General features: G+C 53.7%; 16 protein-coding genes. 5 read left to right on the top strand and 11 right to left on the bottom strand.

Going from position 1 to position 16,696, the window contains the following annotated elements:
- Nucleotides 1–387: 387 nt before the first annotated feature.
- A complete protein-coding gene (locus SIB41_RS06870; RefSeq protein WP_413357773.1) occupies nucleotides 388–1,065 on the top strand; it encodes an HAD family hydrolase in 678 nt (225 codons plus the stop codon).
- A gap of 5 nt (nucleotides 1,066–1,070) precedes the next feature.
- Here the strand turns inward: SIB41_RS06870 and sds are convergent, their stop codons facing one another.
- Genes sds through SIB41_RS06845 form a run of 5 tightly spaced genes read right to left on the bottom strand, consistent with a single transcriptional unit; the run spans nucleotide 1,071 to nucleotide 5,562 of the window.
- Nucleotides 1,071–2,042, bottom strand: a complete 972-nt coding sequence (gene sds / locus SIB41_RS06865) for a solanesyl diphosphate synthase (protein WP_413357770.1) — start codon at nucleotides 2,040–2,042, stop codon at nucleotides 1,071–1,073.
- A 22-nt stretch (nucleotides 2,043–2,064) separates the two neighbouring features.
- On the bottom strand, nucleotides 2,065–2,871 hold the full coding sequence (gene murI, locus SIB41_RS06860; protein ID WP_413357768.1) for a glutamate racemase: 807 nt from the start codon (nucleotides 2,869–2,871) through the stop codon (nucleotides 2,065–2,067).
- A complete protein-coding gene (locus tag SIB41_RS06855) occupies nucleotides 2,868–3,962 on the bottom strand; it encodes an N-acetylmuramoyl-L-alanine amidase (RefSeq protein WP_413357766.1) in 1,095 nt (364 codons plus the stop codon). The genes murI and SIB41_RS06855 overlap by 4 nt, the downstream gene beginning before the upstream one ends.
- Before the next feature lie 4 nt (nucleotides 3,963–3,966).
- The gene (locus SIB41_RS06850) at nucleotides 3,967–4,788 is read right to left on the bottom strand and encodes a carbon-nitrogen hydrolase family protein (protein ID WP_011129774.1); all 822 of its coding nucleotides are present in this window, start codon (nucleotides 4,786–4,788) and stop codon (nucleotides 3,967–3,969) included.
- 42 nt (nucleotides 4,789–4,830) lie between these two features.
- On the bottom strand, nucleotides 4,831–5,562 hold the full coding sequence (locus tag SIB41_RS06845; RefSeq protein ID WP_413357764.1) for a 2-phosphosulfolactate phosphatase family protein: 732 nt from the start codon (nucleotides 5,560–5,562) through the stop codon (nucleotides 4,831–4,833).
- Nucleotides 5,563–5,626: 64 nt separating this feature from the next.
- Between SIB41_RS06845 and SIB41_RS06840 the strand changes: the two genes are divergently transcribed.
- The 4 genes from SIB41_RS06840 to glmU all read left to right on the top strand — a co-directional run bounded on the left by SIB41_RS06840 (nucleotide 5,627) and on the right by glmU (nucleotide 11,382).
- Entirely contained in the window at nucleotides 5,627–7,192 is a 1,566-nt protein-coding gene (locus SIB41_RS06840) for a UbiD family decarboxylase (protein WP_413357762.1), read from the top strand.
- A gap of 147 nt (nucleotides 7,193–7,339) precedes the next feature.
- A complete protein-coding gene (aroA, locus tag SIB41_RS06835; RefSeq protein WP_413357760.1) occupies nucleotides 7,340–8,665 on the top strand; it encodes a 3-phosphoshikimate 1-carboxyvinyltransferase in 1,326 nt (441 codons plus the stop codon).
- Nucleotides 8,640–9,587 carry an MnmC family methyltransferase gene (locus SIB41_RS06830; RefSeq protein ID WP_413357758.1) on the top strand — a complete coding sequence of 316 codons (948 nt, stop codon included), beginning with the start codon at nucleotides 8,640–8,642 and terminating at the stop codon, nucleotides 9,585–9,587. The genes aroA and SIB41_RS06830 overlap by 26 nt, the downstream gene beginning before the upstream one ends.
- Nucleotides 9,588–10,041: 454 nt before the next feature.
- On the top strand, nucleotides 10,042–11,382 hold the full coding sequence (glmU, locus tag SIB41_RS06825) for a bifunctional UDP-N-acetylglucosamine diphosphorylase/glucosamine-1-phosphate N-acetyltransferase GlmU (protein ID WP_413357756.1): 1,341 nt from the start codon (nucleotides 10,042–10,044) through the stop codon (nucleotides 11,380–11,382).
- 26 nt (nucleotides 11,383–11,408) lie between these two features.
- Here the strand turns inward: glmU and SIB41_RS06820 are convergent, their stop codons facing one another.
- The 6 genes from SIB41_RS06820 to menB all read right to left on the bottom strand — a co-directional run bounded on the left by SIB41_RS06820 (nucleotide 11,409) and on the right by menB (nucleotide 16,694).
- On the bottom strand, nucleotides 11,409–12,806 hold the full coding sequence (locus tag SIB41_RS06820; RefSeq protein WP_413357754.1) for a UDP-N-acetylmuramoyl-tripeptide--D-alanyl-D-alanine ligase: 1,398 nt from the start codon (nucleotides 12,804–12,806) through the stop codon (nucleotides 11,409–11,411).
- The gene (locus tag SIB41_RS06815; RefSeq protein ID WP_413357752.1) at nucleotides 12,806–13,522 is read right to left on the bottom strand and encodes a hypothetical protein; all 717 of its coding nucleotides are present in this window, start codon (nucleotides 13,520–13,522) and stop codon (nucleotides 12,806–12,808) included. Before SIB41_RS06815 ends, SIB41_RS06820 begins: the two co-directional genes overlap by 1 nt.
- Nucleotides 13,523–13,642: 120 nt before the next feature.
- Nucleotides 13,643–15,142: a glycogen synthase GlgA gene (glgA, locus tag SIB41_RS06810; RefSeq protein ID WP_413357750.1), complete on the bottom strand. Its 1,500-nt coding sequence runs from the start codon at nucleotides 15,140–15,142 to the stop codon at nucleotides 13,643–13,645.
- A gap of 59 nt (nucleotides 15,143–15,201) precedes the next feature.
- Nucleotides 15,202–15,357: a L,D-transpeptidase gene (locus SIB41_RS06805; protein ID WP_413361452.1), complete on the bottom strand. Its 156-nt coding sequence runs from the start codon at nucleotides 15,355–15,357 to the stop codon at nucleotides 15,202–15,204.
- A 2-nt stretch (nucleotides 15,358–15,359) separates the two neighbouring features.
- Nucleotides 15,360–15,779, bottom strand: a complete 420-nt coding sequence (locus tag SIB41_RS06800; protein WP_413357748.1) for a L,D-transpeptidase — start codon at nucleotides 15,777–15,779, stop codon at nucleotides 15,360–15,362.
- Between the two features lie 21 nt (nucleotides 15,780–15,800).
- The gene (gene menB, locus SIB41_RS06795; RefSeq protein ID WP_063406170.1) at nucleotides 15,801–16,694 is read right to left on the bottom strand and encodes a 1,4-dihydroxy-2-naphthoyl-CoA synthase; all 894 of its coding nucleotides are present in this window, start codon (nucleotides 16,692–16,694) and stop codon (nucleotides 15,801–15,803) included.
- Nucleotides 16,695–16,696: the final 2 nt, after the last annotated feature.

Here is a 16,696-nt window from a genome sequence, read left to right as displayed (position 1 = left end):
GCAAATTCCTTTGAGTAAGGGGATTGTCTTGCTTAAGTTATTCCATCATGCTTGGCTTGTCTGATAAGTGTTTGTTTTTGCTTCAGGCAGATTTGTCTTTGGATTGACGATAAGATCCTCTGATAGGCCAATAAGCCGCAAGCCAAGTAGCGCATACCTCTCAATGCAAAATCGCAGCTTTCAGCTAGAAATGCGATAGCTGCTTCTTTTCATGACTGATGACCAGTCTCTCTTGCTAGGTGAGCCACTTTTATAGGAAAGGTGTTAGAAGTATGAGCTGGGCCACACAACCTCCTGTTAAACCATTGACAACTTGCATCCATTCGAAAATGACTGAGCTGGATATTGAGTTTTAATCAAGTCAATCGAGAGGGTGCGCATTGGTTCATGTCCTTCCCTGCTGCCTGCTTGTTTGATCTCGATGGAGTGTTGTTGGATACTGAGCCTCTACATGCTCAGGCCTGGTCTCAAACAGCGGCTGTCTTTGCTACCAGTCTCAGTACAAGTCAGTTGTCGATGTTAAAAGGTCGGCGTCGGCTTGATTGTGCTCAGCTGGTCAACAACTGGTTGAACACCCCGGTAGGGATCGAACAGCTCTTAGCCGTGCGCCAGCCGATTGCAAAGCATCTGCTCAGTCAGGCCAAAGCCATGCCTGGAGCGGAGGTATTGGTTCGCTGGTGCTACGACCACAGGCTGCCAATGGCCATGGCCTCCAGTAGTACGGCAGATGCCGTTGCATTTAAAAGTATTCATCACAGCTGGCTTGCACTGATTCAGACTCGAGTTCTTGGCGATGATCGATCTCTTACAGCAGGTAAACCCGCTCCAGATCCTTATCTGCTTGCCGCGCGGCGGCTGGCGGTCAAGCCGAATGCCTGTTGGGCATTGGAAGACTCTCAGGCCGGCACACAGGCGGCTCTAGCCGCAGGGTGTCATGTCTGGGTGCTTAGCGAAAACGAAGTTCACATCAATTGCGATGGCAAGTTTAACGATGAGAATCCTCGTCAAATCGCCCAGTTAAAAACCTTTCTTGACCATCTCCAGCAGGCTTGGGATGCACTCTGAAAAGCTCAGTAGAGACGGCTTAAAACAAAATCAGGTAGTTCCATTAATGCACGCTGGCAAGGTGAATCTGGTAGCCAAGCGATGGCTTCACGAGATTCCCTGGCAAAATCTTCAGCCAACTGACGGCTGCGTGAAATGGCCTGCGAATTACGCACCAGCTCAAGGGCTTGATCAAGATCGTCCTCTTCGCTGAACTCTCGCTCAATCAGACGAGCTAAAGCTAAATGCTCTTCTAGCGCATAGAGAGCCGGTGCCGTTAGATAGCCACTGGCCAAATCATTCGCGGCAGGTTTCCCTAATTGCTGCTCACTGCCTGTGAAGTCGAGGATGTCATCGACAACCTGAAATGCGAGTCCAAGCTGGCGACCGAAGTGATGCAGTAATTTCTGATGCTCAACACTCTCACCACTGAGCACGCCGGCAGCCTGCACACTGTTGGCCATTAGAGAAGCCGTCTTGCAATAGCTCTTCTCCAGATATGTCGCAAATGATTGGCCTGTGTCATAGCGATAGAGGCCCTGCTTCACCTCCCCATCGGCGAGGTCCATGATGACCCGACTGAGAAGCTTGACGACAGCTAAGTTATCCAGATTAGCCAGATGCCAACTGGCCTGTGCGAATAGAAAATCACCTGCCAAAACCGCAACGCGATGATTGAAACGGCTATGAACAGTGGCCACGCCTCGGCGAGTGTCAGCCTCATCGACGACGTCGTCGTGAACAAGAGAAGCCGTGTGGATCATCTCGGTAATCTCCGCCAGCCGACGATGACGGGCCGAGAGATCACCATCGGCAGATAAAGCTCTTGAGATCAACAGCACAATGCCCGGGCGAAGGCGTTTGCCCCCGGCACTGAATAAGTGCTCTGCCGCTGCTTGAAGAATGGGATGACCGGCACCAATCAAGCTGCGCAGATCAGTGAGCAGGGTCTCAAGGTCCAGCTCGACCGGCTGCAGCAGCTCAGTAACGGTGGCCATGGATTCCCTCGGTGGAGTGATCTTACGAGGCGCAGGCAGGACATTGCAGTGAAACCAACTCAACTTGAGGACGCTCGCCCAACCATGGCGTAGCACGTGTGGCAAAGCCCTCGGGATTGGCAGTCACGCAGAACCGTGTAGAGGTCAGCGACAGTGATGTTCCTAATGGGATCGTTGGGCTACCCAACAGAACATCCAGCTCGCGCGCCACACCGATAGCAGGATCAATCAAGCGCACATCTTGCGGCAAAATCTGACGCAAGATCGGTTCAAGAAGAGGATAGTGAGTGCATCCGAGAACCACTGCTTCCACCTGTGCAGCCAAGAGTGGGTTCAGATACTCACGCGCCGCCTGATAAAGCTCCTCGCTGCTGAGTTGACCAGTCTCAATCAATGGCACAAAGGCCGGACATCCCTGCTCAATAACCATCGTGCCTGGTCGAGAGATCTCAATTTGTTTGCCATATGCGCCTGATGCAGCAGCAGCAGGAGTGGCCAGTACTCCCACACGCTCTTCCGAAAGCATGTTGGCTGCTGCCTCGATCAACCTAACGACAGGGATCCCTCCCGCAACCGCTTCAGCCACATCAGAAGCCAACGCATTCGTGGTGTTGCAAGCCATCACAACCGCAGTCACTTGCTGGTTTCGTAACCACTGGACAACCTCCTTGGCGATCACTCGGATTTCATGCGGCATGCGGTTTCCGTAAGGGACTCGGGCGGTATCACCGAGATAGAGGCAAGGCACCTGCCCATGGCGCTCCAGCACTCGCCTGAGCACAGTCAACCCACCCACGCCGCTATCAAATAATCCCAAGCGAGGCTTCAACGGACCCCCTGCAAATAGTTGAGGATGCCAGTAGCAATAGCCAGAGCCAACTTGCGGCGATGGACTGCTGAAGCCAGCCGAGGAGCATCTAGCCGTCCTGTTAAAAAACCTGTCTCAACTAGGGCGGAGGGCATTGTGGTTCGCCGGATGACAAAGAAACGGCCCCGTCTGACCCCTCTGTTGGGGCTCCCAGGGGAGACGTTCAGCACCTGTTGCTGGATATGAGACGCCAACCTGGCTGAACGGGAATCAGAGAAATAGAAAGTTTCGATTCCATTGACCTGTGGTCTGGACATGCTGATGGCATTGGCATGAATGCTTACAAATGCAGTTGCACCTACTCGATTGGCGATCGCCACTCTTGGCGGTAGATCCACATCCACATCAGCCGTGCGGGTCATGATGACCTGCACCCCTCGAGCTTCTAATAGCTGGGCTACCTGAAGGGAAACATCGAGAACAACATCCGTCTCACGTAGACCGCGAATCCCTATAGCACCAGGGTCTGGACCACCATGACCAGGGTCAATGACAACTCTAAAGCGCCCGCGGGGGACATTCGGCAAACCAGAGGCATTGATAGGCGTCCGTGTGGGTGTAATCCGGATTCCAGGAGCCCATCGGCTCAAAGTTGATGCTGTCAGGTCTCCTTCACCGATAGGGCGAAGCCCGCGGGTCGGTAAGCCTTCGAAGTTGAGCTTCCAGCGGTCCGGAGAGGTTCCTATCAGCTTGAGCTGATTTGGATTCAGAGAGATTGATGGTTTGAACTCAATCACCAGTCGAGTTGAGCCAGGCGTTGGTTTCCCCAAACGAATCGCACGCACCGGCCCGCTACCCCTCAGGCTGCGGGAGCGGCTCAATTCTCCAGGAAAATCAATCCAGACCTTTGCTCCTTGGGCCCCATCCGCTGGTTGAAAGAACGCTTCTAGACGAGCCCCTCTTGATGTACGCAACTGCAACACCCCGTCGCTTCCAAGTGCCCAGGCCGCTAAAGCACTTGCCGCTCTGGCCGGCAACGCTGCCAAAAACAAAGGGATCTGCAAGGCACCAACCACCAGCAGGATGAGAGGGCGGGATGGAGCCGAGGCCATTGGCTCAGAACAGTGCTGACTGCCGGTGTTGGAGGCTTGGCATTTGCGCGCGAATGCGACCAATGTGCGAGTTATCCACAGGAGCAATGGCTGCACCCTGACTCACTCCTGCATCAGCCAAGACGGTTCCCCAGGGATCAATCACCATGGCATGTCCATGGCTCTGTCGACGGCTGTAATGACGACCTGTCTGGGCAGGTGCAAGCACATAGGAGGTGTTTTCGATGGCCCTGGCTTGAAGTAAGACCTGCCAGTGATCTTTTCCGGTGAAAGCCGTGAATGCTGCTGGAATCATCAATAACTCTGCGCCAGCACTGACGAGATGGCGATAGAGCTCAGGGAAGCGCACGTCGTAGCAGATGGATAGTCCCACTCGACATAGTCCTGGCACATCCACGACCGGGGGTAGTTCACGACCAGACGTAGTCGTGGCCGACTCCTGATAGGTGTTGCCTTCAGGTAGATCCACATCGAAGAGATGAATCTTGTCGTATCTCGCTAGCAGCTGACCATCACGACCGACCAATTCGGCTCTGTTGACCGTGTGATTGCTATCTCCTGAAGGTACAGGGAAGCCCCCGCCCAGAAGCACCACCTGGTAGCGCCTTGCCATGGTGACCAGAAAGCGGCTGCATTGCTCAGCTAAGTCTTGTGCCAGCTCCAGTCGTCGCTCGTCATCACCCATAAAGGCAAAATTTTCAGGTAATCCCACCAATTCCGCTCCACGGCGGGCAGCCAGTTCGATCTGCTCCTCGGCAGCAGCAAAATTGAGCTCTGGATCCGAGGTGCTCGTCAGCTGCAAAGCGGCTGCCAGAAAGTCGGTCACAGGGTTGAAACAGAGAGCGAAACTTTAGATCGCAGTGTGGTTTCAAGAGGCACAAAGGACTCCGGGTTTGACCTGAACAGGAACCACAGAAAGCCGATCCAATTCAGCACAACATCTGAAATCTGCATCGTGATCGCCAAGTCCAATTAAGCGTTGGCCATGGCTGGCTTGACGAAGACAGGCTTCTGGATCGTGCTTCCACTGCTGCCAAAGGGCTAGTGCAGCAGTGAGTTCGTCGTTCACGACACAAGCCTCATCAGCCAAAGCATCCAATAGCAAATCGGTCAATGCTCCGGCCGCCAAAGAGTCCTCCAGGGAGTAGGCCCCTTCCCAGCCACTACCAACAATCCAAAGTTGCTCAGGTGGATCCATTAACAAGTGGTCTGCAACAGCTTTGCGGTTTGGTAGTGCCAAAGTGAATAAACGCTGAACCCCACGCACTCGCTGCAACGAGCGCGTGCCGTTAGTCGTGCTCATAAATAGTCTTTTGCCAGCCACTTGCTCGGGCACCACATCGACGGGGGAATTCCCCAGATCAAATCCCTCAATGCGCTGTCCGCCTCGCTCACCAAGCATCAAACGGGAAGACTCCGGCCATTGAGCGGCGCTCTGCCTCAGTTGGTCCAAATCAGCAAAGGTTTCAACAGCTTCGGCACCGTTGTTTAAAGCCCAGGCGATGGTGGTGGTGGCTCTGAGAACGTCGATGACGACAGCAGCATCAGGCTCAGCCCCCTGAGGCACATCCGCGGCCACATGGAAATAAGCGAGCTGCATGGCCTCGATAGGGAACGACGTGCGCCACAGTAACTAGATCATTTTGCTGGCTGTCTTACCAACCATGCCCCTGCTTCGTCCCGGACCTGCGTCCCAAGACATGCGGGACTTCCTAGCCCTACTTGAGCAACGTGGCCAACTAAGGCGGATCACTGCTCCCGTAGATCCAGATTTAGAACTCGCCGCTATTACTGATCGGGTGCTGGGCTTGGGTGGGCCGGCCCTGTTGTTCGAAAACGTGATTGGTTCATCGATGCCAGTGGCAGTGAATCTGATGGGCACCTTGGAGCGAGTGGTGTGGAGCATGGGCCTGGACAACGCTCAGCAACTTGAGGATCTGGGAACTCGTTTGGCTCTGCTGCAGCAACCAAAGCCGCCAAAGGGTCTGCAAGAAACCAGACAGTTTGCAAGTGTGTTTTGGGATCTGATCAAAGCGCGACCAGACCTGGATCTCACACCTCCCTGCCATCAGCAGGTGCTGCGTGGAGATGCGTTGAATCTCGACAATCTGCCTTTGATCCGCCCTTGGCCAGGAGATGCAAGTGGTGTGATCACCCTGGGTCTTGTGATTACCAAAGACCCGGAGACGGGAGTGCCGAATGTGGGGGTCTATCGCCTACAACGCCAATCGCCAAAGACCATGACGGTGCATTGGCTGAGTGTTCGCGGCGGAGCCAGGCACCTACGCAAAGCTGCTGCCATGGGTCAGAAGCTTGAGGTGGCCATTGCTATTGGTGTACACCCTCTGCTGATCATGGCCGCAGCAACTCCGATTCCTGTGCAACTCAGTGAATGGCTTTTTGCTGGTCTTTATGCAGGAGAGGGTGTACGTCTCACTGGCTGCAAAACACTGGATCTGAAAGTCCCTAGCCACAGCGAAGTGGTGCTGGAAGGAACCATTACACCAGGTGAGGAATTAGAGGATGGTCCATTTGGTGACCATATGGGCTTCTACGGAGGAGTGGAGTCCTCACCATTGGTGCGCTTCCACTGCGTGACTCAACGTCGCGATCCGATTTTCCTCACGACGTTTAGCGGCCGCCCCCCCAAGGAAGAAGCGATGCTCGCTATCGCCTTGAACCGCATCTACACGCCCATCTTGCGTCAACAGGTGTCGGAGATTGTTGACTTCTTTCTACCGATGGAGGCTCTCAGTTACAAGCTGGCGGTGATTGCAATCGATAAGTCTTATCCAGGACAAGCCAAGCGTGCCGCGATGGCTTTCTGGAGTGCATTGCCCCAATTCACCTATACAAAATTCGTTGTCGTGGTAGATGCAAACATCAACGTGAGAGATCCACGCCAAGTGGTATGGGCTATCGCCGCACAGGTCGATCCGCAAAGGGATCTCTTTGTGCTTGAGAACACCCCCTTCGACAGCCTTGATTTCGCTAGCGAACATCTAGGGCTTGGAGGCAGGATGGCCATCGACGCCACCACTAAGATTGGCCCTGAGAAGCGCCATGAATGGGGCGAGCCACTCAGCCGGGATGCAGATCTAGAAAGCAGGGTGGATGCTCGATGGCAGGAGTTGGGGCTGGAGGATTTGGGCAGCGAAGAACCTGATCCAAGCCTGTTCGGCTATGTGATGGAGAGCCTTTGTCGTCAAGCGATGGTCAAAAAGACCTGAATTAAAAATGGACTGTTACCAAAAAACACTCGGCAGATATCGGCTGGTTGAGATGGTCCAAAAGAGACAAATTACACAGCACAAAAACAAATTGGAAATAAGCTCAAACGCTTGCCCATAAGATCGATCTGATCCGGGCCACACCCATTGAGCGTTACAAGCACTGCCTCATCGTCACGTGAGCTTCGAGCAGGTGTTGGGCTTTCTGGAACGGTGCGAGTCCCTGGAGACAAATCGATTTCCCATCGAGCGCTGTTATTTGGAGCTATCGCAGAAGGGGTCACAACCATCGAGGGCCTTTTACCTGCTGAAGATCCCATGAGTACCGCTGCCTGTCTTAGAGCGATGGGAGCCACGATCAACCCGATTCATGTCGGGCAAATAGTTCGCGTTGAAGGCGTTGGTCTCGATGGACTCCAAGAACCGCAAGATGTACTCGACTGCGGTAACTCCGGCACAACAATTCGGCTGATGCTAGGGCTGTTGGCGGCACGCAAGGGCCGCCATTTCGTGCTTAGCGGTGATGCCTCTTTGCGCCGTAGACCGATGAATCGGGTTGGCCAGCCATTAACAATGATGGGAGCCAAAATTAAAGGACGATCCAACGGCGACTTCGCACCACTTGCCGTGAGTGGTCAGAAACTTCGTGGTGGTGTCATCGGTACACCTGTAGCAAGTGCCCAGGTGAAGTCAGCCCTGCTGCTGGCAGCCCTTACAGCCGATGGGGCAACGACTGTGATCGAACCAGCCCATTCGAGAGACCACAGCGAACGCATGTTGCGGGCATTCGGTGCTGATCTCGAAGTGGGTGGAGAGATGGGTCGCCATATCAGAGTGAGCCCAGGACAAAAGCTTTATGGGCAAAATATTGTCGTGCCAGGTGACATCAGTTCAGCTGCTTTTTGGCTTGTCGCAGGAGCGCTTGTTCCTGGAGCTGAGCTCGTGGTGGAAAACGTTGGTTTAAACCCCACCCGTACCGGCATTCTGGAAGTGTTGCAGCAAATGGAAGCTCGCATTGAGGTGCTCAACCGCCATGAAGTCGCCGGCGAACCAGTTGGAGACCTACGGGTGAGGCAAGGACCGTTAAAGCCCTTCAGCATCAATGGGGACATCATTCCTCGCCTGGTCGACGAGGTGCCGATCCTGGCGGTGGCTGCTTGTTTCTGTGATGGTGAAAGCAAAATTACTGACGCCAGTGAACTGCGCGTCAAGGAAACCGATCGGCTCGCTGTGATGACCAGGCAGCTCACGGCTATGGGAGCAGATATCGACGAACATGCCGATGGGCTCACCATCCGAGGGGGACGAACACTGCGAGGCACAGACCTCGATAGTGAAACGGATCATCGAGTCGCCATGAGTCTGGCGGTGGCTGCGTTGCTGGCGGAGGGCAATTCTCGCTTGACGGGTAGCGAAGCTGCGGCTGTGTCCTACCCCAACTTCTGGGATGACCTTGAGCGGCTGCATCGCTAATGCCGGCCACTCTCGCCCTTTGGGGGCACTGACTGTTTTCCCAACGGCGGATGGTAGCTTTAGCCTGCATAGTGAGTACTTCGACGAAGCGTTCCACAACTCCGCCGGAGCGCTGAATGAAGCATGCGCGAAATTCGCACAACCGGCAGAGTTGACGCGCTTTAGTGGCGGACAAACTCTTCGGATCCTCGACGTATGCATGGGTCTTGGCTACAACACTGCGGCTGTGCTGGATGCCATGCCAACTCCAGCACCGAATGTGCTGTGGTGGGGTCTAGAGATTGACAGGCGACCACTGGAACTCGCTTTGGCGCAGACGGGGTTCTGTAGTGCCTGGTCAGCATCGGTTCACCAGAAACTTATTTTAATCCGAGATTGTGATGGTTGGGATCAGCCAGAGAGCAGGGGAACAATGTTGTGGGGTGATGCACGCCAAACGCTTCATCAGCTACCCCAAGATCAGCAGTTTGATTTGATTCTTCACGACGCCTTCTCTCCAGGTCGCTGCCCACAGCTATGGAGTGAAGAGTTTCTGCATGGCCTGGCCATACGATTAGCTCCAGGTGGGAGGCTCCTGACCTACAGCCGTGCAGCGGCCATACGTGCCAGCTTGCAGCGAGCAGGGCTGAAATTATTCTCGCTACTGCAAGTGCCCGGGGAGCGCGGAGGTTGGAGCAGTGGCACTATGGGGATGAAGCAGTTCAAGATCAGCTTTGGAGAGAAAGGGCCTGGTTGGCGGGCGCTTACTGCAATGGAACATGAACATCTACATACACGCGCAGCCGTTCCGTACCGCGATCCAACTGGAGAAGATCAGGCAGAAGTGATCCGGAGGCGGCGCAGCACTGAACAACAACTCTGCGGATTAGAGGCGACCAATACCTGGCACCACCGTTGGACAGCCAAGCAAAGGCATGGTTGATTTTTGTCAGGAAGAAACGAGTGAAAAATTAGAATAGATAAGACTTGAAAGAGATTGTTTAGAGTCATTCTTGAATCCTTCCAACTCAACGCAAGTTCATTCTTTACAGCTGATTAATCCCAAAGGAGATGTTGTTGCAGTGTTTGATTTAATAGATCCTCTTTTACTGGGTGATTCATACCAATGATTGGCAGCTTGCTTTGACCTGAGATTGTTGATCATGATCTATAGGATTGCTTGAACAATGACTCATGAATAAGGAGGCTTTTTATGTGGGATCATCGTGTGCTTCATTGCCAGCAAAGTGCCAGTGCTAGTGAAAGTAGAAACTTCTCTGGCGCTCTTCTGGCTGAATCATCACCGCTAGAAGCTGAGCTGATCCTGCTTAAATGCTGTTAACTGCAGTGAAGTTGTCGGAATTCAATTAGATTCCGGCCGATTCGCCATTCGCTCCATGCTTGCCGTCGCCATCTTGGCTGCTGGGAAGGGCACCCGCATGAAGAGCTGCTTGCCGAAAGTCTTGCAACCGCTCGCAGGTTCCACATTGGTTGAGCGGGTGTTGACCAGTTGCTCGGGCCTTCAACCTCAACGGCGCTTGTTGATTGTTGGCCACCAGGCGCAAGAGGTGCAACAGCAGCTCACTGATTGGCAAGGCTTGGAGTTTGTTGTTCAACAACCTCAGAACGGCACAGGTCATGCGGTACAGCAAGTACTGCCTGTATTGGAGGGCTTTGATGGCGAGCTCTTGGTTCTCAATGGCGATGTCCCATTACTTCGACCAAGCACGATCGAACACTTGGTGAACGAACATCGCTCAAGTGGTGCCGACGTCACTCTGCTAACAGCCCGACTCGCAGATCCCACGGGCTATGGCAGGGTGTTTTCAGATCAACAAAGCCGCGTAAGCAGCATCGTTGAACATCGCGACTGTAGTAACGAACAGCGCCACAACAATCTCACTAACGCAGGCATCTACTGCTTCAATTGGAAGAAATTGGCCGCAGTACTACCCCAACTTTGTAGTGATAATGATCAAGGTGAGCTCTACCTCACCGACACTGTGGCCTTGCTACCTATTGCGATGCATGTAGAGGTGGCTGATCCCGATGAGGTGAATGGCATCAACGATCGTTGCCAACTTGCCAACTGTGAGGCGCTGCTTCAAGAACGGCTACGTAACCATTGGATGAAGGAAGGGGTCACTTTTACTGACCCTGCTAGCTGCACGCTTAGTGAAGACTGTAAGTTCGGTAGAGATGTGGTAATTGAACCCCAAACCCATTTGCGGGGCTGCTGCAACATTGGCGATGGCTGCCAGCTTGGCCCAGGAAGCTTGATTGAGAATGCCGAACTTGGCCATGGAGTCAGCGTTCTTCATTCCGTTGTATGTGATGCCAAAGTGGGAAATGAGGTGGCTATTGGCCCTTTCTCACACCTACGCCCTGGTGCAGGCATCGCTGATCAATGCCGTATCGGCAACTTTGTGGAGATTAAAAAAAGCCAAATTGGTGAGGGTTCAAAGGTGAATCACCTCAGTTATATCGGTGACGCACAACTTGGTCGCCATGTCAATGTCGGGGCCGGTACGATCACTGCAAATTACGACGGTGTGAGAAAATATCTCACCGTGGTTGGTGATAACAGCAAAACAGGGGCGAATTCCGTTTTGGTGGCGCCGATTGTTTTAGGGTCGGACGTGACAGTAGGAGCTGGCTCCACTCTCACTAAAGATGTTCCCAATGGTGCTCTCGCCCTTGGCCGCTCCAAACAACTGATTAAAAATGGTTGGCAGTGAAACGAGAGGATTAAGGCTTAGCCCTCTTAGAGCAATGGGATCAATTTCTCTAGAGCGACACCACGACTAGCCTTAAGCAGAACCACATCGCCGGCCTCAAGCCAAGCCTGCAATGGCTGAGCAGCCTGCTCTGGGTTGGCAACGACGGCCAAATGCGGCAAGGACCCTGCTGCTGTTGCCATGGCCTCAGCCTCAGCGCCTGCAGCAACGACGACGAGTCCATCTAAACCAACTTGTACCGCCCGTTCAGCAACTTGGCGATGCAAAGCCACGCTCTGGTCTCCTAGCTCCAGCATGGTTCCGAGGACTGCAAAGTGACGTCCCGGTTGAATTGCTAATAGTTCCAATGCTGCTTGCACGGCTTCGGGCGAAGCGTTGTAGGTCTCGTCTAGAACAGTGAAGTTGCCAACTTTTAGCCTTCGACTACGGCCACCAGGAACGTCTACTTTTAGATTTGATAGCGATTCCTTGCAGACATCTAATTCACGGGCAACTGCGAGTGCCAGCAGCAAATTGCAAGCGTTATGCATCCCTTCTAAAGGCAGGGTGTAGGCATTTCCTTCTAGCAATAGTTCACCCTTAGCCAGGTCAACGCAGCCAACGAGATCAGCCTTGGGTAGAGGTCTTCGATGCAGATCTGCAATCTCTGGTGGCTCTAATTGTTGATTGTCTTGAACTGCCACGCGGATCACCCGCCCCCGCCAGATCCGTTCAAGAGCATCTTCCAGGAGAGAATCCCCTGCTGGGATGACGATCACTCCTCTGGGTTTCAGGCAAGTGGTGATCTCACACTTGGCGGAAGCAATCGCCGCACGACTACCTAAACGACCGACGTGTGCATTGCCGATATTGGTGATCACAGCGACGTCTGGTTGGGTGCAACAGGAGAGACGTTCTATTTCCCCAATTCCACGCATCCCCATCTCCACCACAACTGCGCCATGATCTGAATGCGCCTGCAACAAGGTGAGCGGAACACCCACGTCGTTGTTGTTGTTGCCTGCACTTGCCAAGACCTCACCAAGGGGTGTGAGTGCAGAGCGGATCAACTCCCGAGTCGTGGTTTTTCCTGCTGAACCTGTGACGGCAACCACCGGTACATTCAACTGACGGCGATGCAGCAACCCCAGTTGCTGATAAGCCTCGAGAGTGTCTTCCACAATCCAATGGGGGAGACTCTCGGGCACTGGATGATGATCTTTGCGAGCCACCACAGCCGCCTGGGCCTCAAGCTTCAGAGCTTGAGCAAGAAAGGCATGGCCATTGAAATGCTCCCCCACCAACGGCACAAAGAAGCTGCCTTCGCTCAACTGACGACTGTCTGTGCAGATCGGACCAACAGCTTGGTCAAGATCTAGGTCAGATGCGTGAACATGCATCGGAGCACCCCAAAGCTCGACCAGCTGCCCCAGACGCAGTCTCATCAAGCCAAATCCTGATCGAAAATGATCATGCCCACACCCACTCTTGCTGTCCTGGCAAGCAGTTGATCATCCTCGCTTTGAAGTTGAAGTTCGTCATAACCGAGCTGTTCAGCAAGAGCCTGCCAACGATCGGCAAGTTCACGCTGTCGAGATGAATTGAGGTTGTTCCAAACTGGACTAAGTCTCAACACAAGATCATTGTCCAGGGGTCTTGGTTCGGCTGCAAGAAGCAAGCCACTGGGGAGATCATTGTCTGCCAGCATCGTTAAGAGAGGCTCAAGCTGAAGAGGTACAGCTAAAGGCGCTGAAAGTTGTGTGGATTCCAGTTCAGAAGGCTCCGACAACGTTGCAACAGGTTCTGACTCCGCAGTGGAGGGGCTAGACATCACAGCCAATGCAGCTGAATTGCTGGGATACGTCTCTGCAGGATCTAGTTGTGCCACAGCTGCAGGTTGGTCAATCAGCAGACTGCTGAGGAACACTCCCAAGACCAGTACTGTTGCAAGTGTCAATGGCCAGAATATTGGTGCCATTGCAGAAGGCCAGAACCTTGGTGTGGAGAATTCGCCTTGCCGGTTGAGACGCCAGAGTTGCCTGAGTCGCAGACCAAGGTCTGCGAAGACATCACGAAATCCCTCTCTCAGGGATACCCAGGGATTGGTATAGGGGACTGGGAGTTGTCCCGTTTGCTTCTCTGGCCGGGGCGACTTTCCCATGCTGATCAGGAGCCCTGACGACCAAGCGGCAGATTGAAAAGATTGGGGCGCAGCAATGGGGTCGTCTGCAAAAGAGCCGCTAAATCTGCAAAACCAACAACCAAGTTTAAACCTCTTTTTTTAATTATTCCCCTTCTTCTTGCGTCTGGTTCTTTTTTTCGCATTGCTGTCCTGATTCTGACGGGAAGGATCTGAACCCTGGCCGAGAGAAAATTGCTCCACAACCGCCGCATCAGGAGACGGCTCCTTAAAGCCACAGACATCCCGATACATCTGCTCATAGTCGAGAGCGGAGCGATCCCAGCTGTAGTTTTGAGTCATTCCACGTTGTTGCAACTCACGCCAGCAATCACGATGACGGAACGCCTCCCAAGACCTCACTAATGCTGTATAGAAGTCAACAGGCTCAAATCGATCGAAGCAGAATCCAGTACCGGTTTGATGAATAGGGTCGTAGGAAGGCACCGTGTCGACAAGACCACCCACTTTGCGCACCACCGGCACGCTGCCGTAGCGCATGGCCAACAGCTGACTAATGCCACAGGGTTCGAAGCGACTCGGCATCAGAAATGCGTCACTGCCGCCGTAGATCAAACGTGCTAGGTCATCGTCGTAAGTGAGGAAAACCGAGAAGCGGCCAGGGTTCTGAATTGCCAATTGCCACAGGCCGGATTCCAAACCACGCTCACCAGTGCCCAGCACGACGATCTGGGAATCTGTGTAAGCAAGCAACCGCTCTGTCACCTGCAGCAAAAGATCAACCCCTTTCTGATCCACCAACCGACTCACCATCCCCAGTAGATAGGTGTCTGGATTGACCTCAAGCCCCATGCGCTGTTGAAGGGCCTGCTTGTTCACAGCACGACCTGAAAGGTCATCGGCATTGAAAGTGGCTGGCAAAGACTTGTCATTGGCAGGGTCCCAATCCTGCAGGTCAATGCCATTGAGGATCCCACGCAGTTTTCCAGAGATGTAGTTCAACAAGCCATCAAGGCTCTCCCCGTATTCAGATGTACAAATCTCTCTGGCATAGGTGGGGGAGACGGCATTCACCCGATCGGCATAAAGCAATGCTGCCGCCATGGTGTGATCCCCTTGCATGTACCAGGGGCACCAAGTCATCCGCTCAAGTTTCCAGCGCCAGGGGCCCTGATATTTGAGGTTGTGAATGGTAAAGACCGTGCTGATTTCAGGGTCCTGATGCATCCACACAGGAATCATCCCGGTATGCCAGTCGTGGCAATGCAGCACTTGCGGTTTCCAAACGTTCCAGGCAAATTCCGTTGTCGCGCTTGCGAAAAACGTAAAACGCCAATCTTCGTCTTCTCCGCCGTAGATCCTTTCAGGATCAAAGACTGGATGCCCCACCAGATAAAGGGGCAAACCATTGCTGGGATGACTTGTCTCATAGATGGCGAACTCGTTGCCCATGGTCTGACCCCGCCAAATCGGATCAGTAGGGATATCCAGCAAGCTCCAGAGCTTGCCGTAACCAGGCATGATCAGGCGCACATCATGATCAAGCTTGGCCAGAGCTGGGGGCAATGAGCCCACCACATCACCCATTCCACCGACCTTGACCATCGGCGCGCATTCCGCAGCAGCAAATAGCACGCGCATTTTCAAGTCAGTCGAGAGCCGCGAGACTCTAAATGTGCATCAGCTCAATCAGATCACGATCATGGGAGAACCTTGAGCGGCGTGCCGATTTTGACCAGCCGATAGAGGGATTGGATGTCCTCTTCAAACAGCCGAACACAACCATGGGAAACGGCTCGGCCAACAGTCCAGCGGTGGGGTGTTCCATGGAAGCCAGACGTGACGCAGCCATCAATCGTTAGCCAACGATCACCATCGTGAGCGTCTCTACCGTTGCAATCTTGATAGAAGCCGATCCAGCGACTACCAAGGGGATTGTTCGGCCCAGATCCGATTCGCTTTCCGCTCTGAGGATGTTCCAAATGGGATGGGGAGTCTTGCTTAAAACTTGAAACTCACCTGTCGGAGTCTCCCAGCCAGGCATGCCAACCGCCACTGAGAAGCTTTTAATTAAGGAGCCATCTTCCAAAACAAGCAGCCGACGGCTACGCCGATCCAAGATCAGATGCCGCCCCTCACGTTCAATCACAGCGACGGGGAAGCTGGCGACGATTTGGGGAAGAGAGTCCTGAACAGCTGCATGAATCAGGGAGGGCAGCAGCGGCAGTGGAAGCGGTAGCAAGAACTCCTTCCCCAAAGCAAACGATGCGTCAATCATGACGCTGCCTAGAGCGGCTGGTTAGGGAAGCCAGCCTGAGCCTGAAAAATCTGGACGTCGTTTTTGTAGAAAAGCATTTCGCCCCTCCTGGGCTTCATCCGTTCGATAGAACAGATGGGTGGCCTGGCCGGCTAGCTCCTGAAGTCCTGCCAAGCCATCGGTTTCAGCATTGAATGCGGCCTTCAGGCAGCGGATGGCTGTGGGGCTGTGCTGCAACACCTCTCTTGCCCAACGCACTCCCTCTGCTTCAAGACCATCAAGAGGAACAATTTCGTTGATCAACCCCATTTTCAGCGCTTCTTCAGCTCCGTATTGACGACAGAGAAACCAGATTTCACGAGCCTTGCGTTGCCCCACGACTCTGGCTAGGTAACCAGCACCAAAGCCACCATCAAAGCTGCCCACCTTGGGACCGGTTTGCCCAAACACGGCATTCTCTGCCGCCAGACTGAGATCACATAACAAGTGCAGCACTTGGCCGCCGCCGATCGCATAGCCAGCTACAAGTGCAATCACAACCTTTGGCAAGCTGCGAATGATGCGCTGTAGGTCGAGAACATTGAGGCGCGGCAAACCTTCCTCATCGAGGTAGCCACCGTCGCCGCGCACACTTTGGTCACCACCTGCACAAAAGGCATAGCCGCCATCGTCAGCAGGTCCAACACCGGTGAACAAAACCACGCCTAAACGTTGGTCGTCTCGAATTCTGGTAAACGCATCACAGAGTTCCATCACCGTGCGTGGTCGGAAAGCATTGCGCTTGGCCGGACGATCAATCGCAACCCTGGCAATTCCTTCTGAACTGCGATCGAGCAGGACGTCTTGATATTCACCCCAGGGTTCCCATTCGATCGTGGGCTTGCCAGGCAAAACCTGTCTTGGCCTCCTATCAAACCGATTGGAATCCATAGCCATCG

Source organism: Prochlorococcus sp. MIT 1201, from assembly GCF_047303415.1.
GTDB classification, from domain to species: domain Bacteria; phylum Cyanobacteriota; class Cyanobacteriia; order PCC-6307; family Cyanobiaceae; genus Prochlorococcus; species Prochlorococcus marinus_D.
Note: the sequence above shows the minus strand (reverse complement) of the source record. Positions and strands in the feature narration are given on the sequence as shown.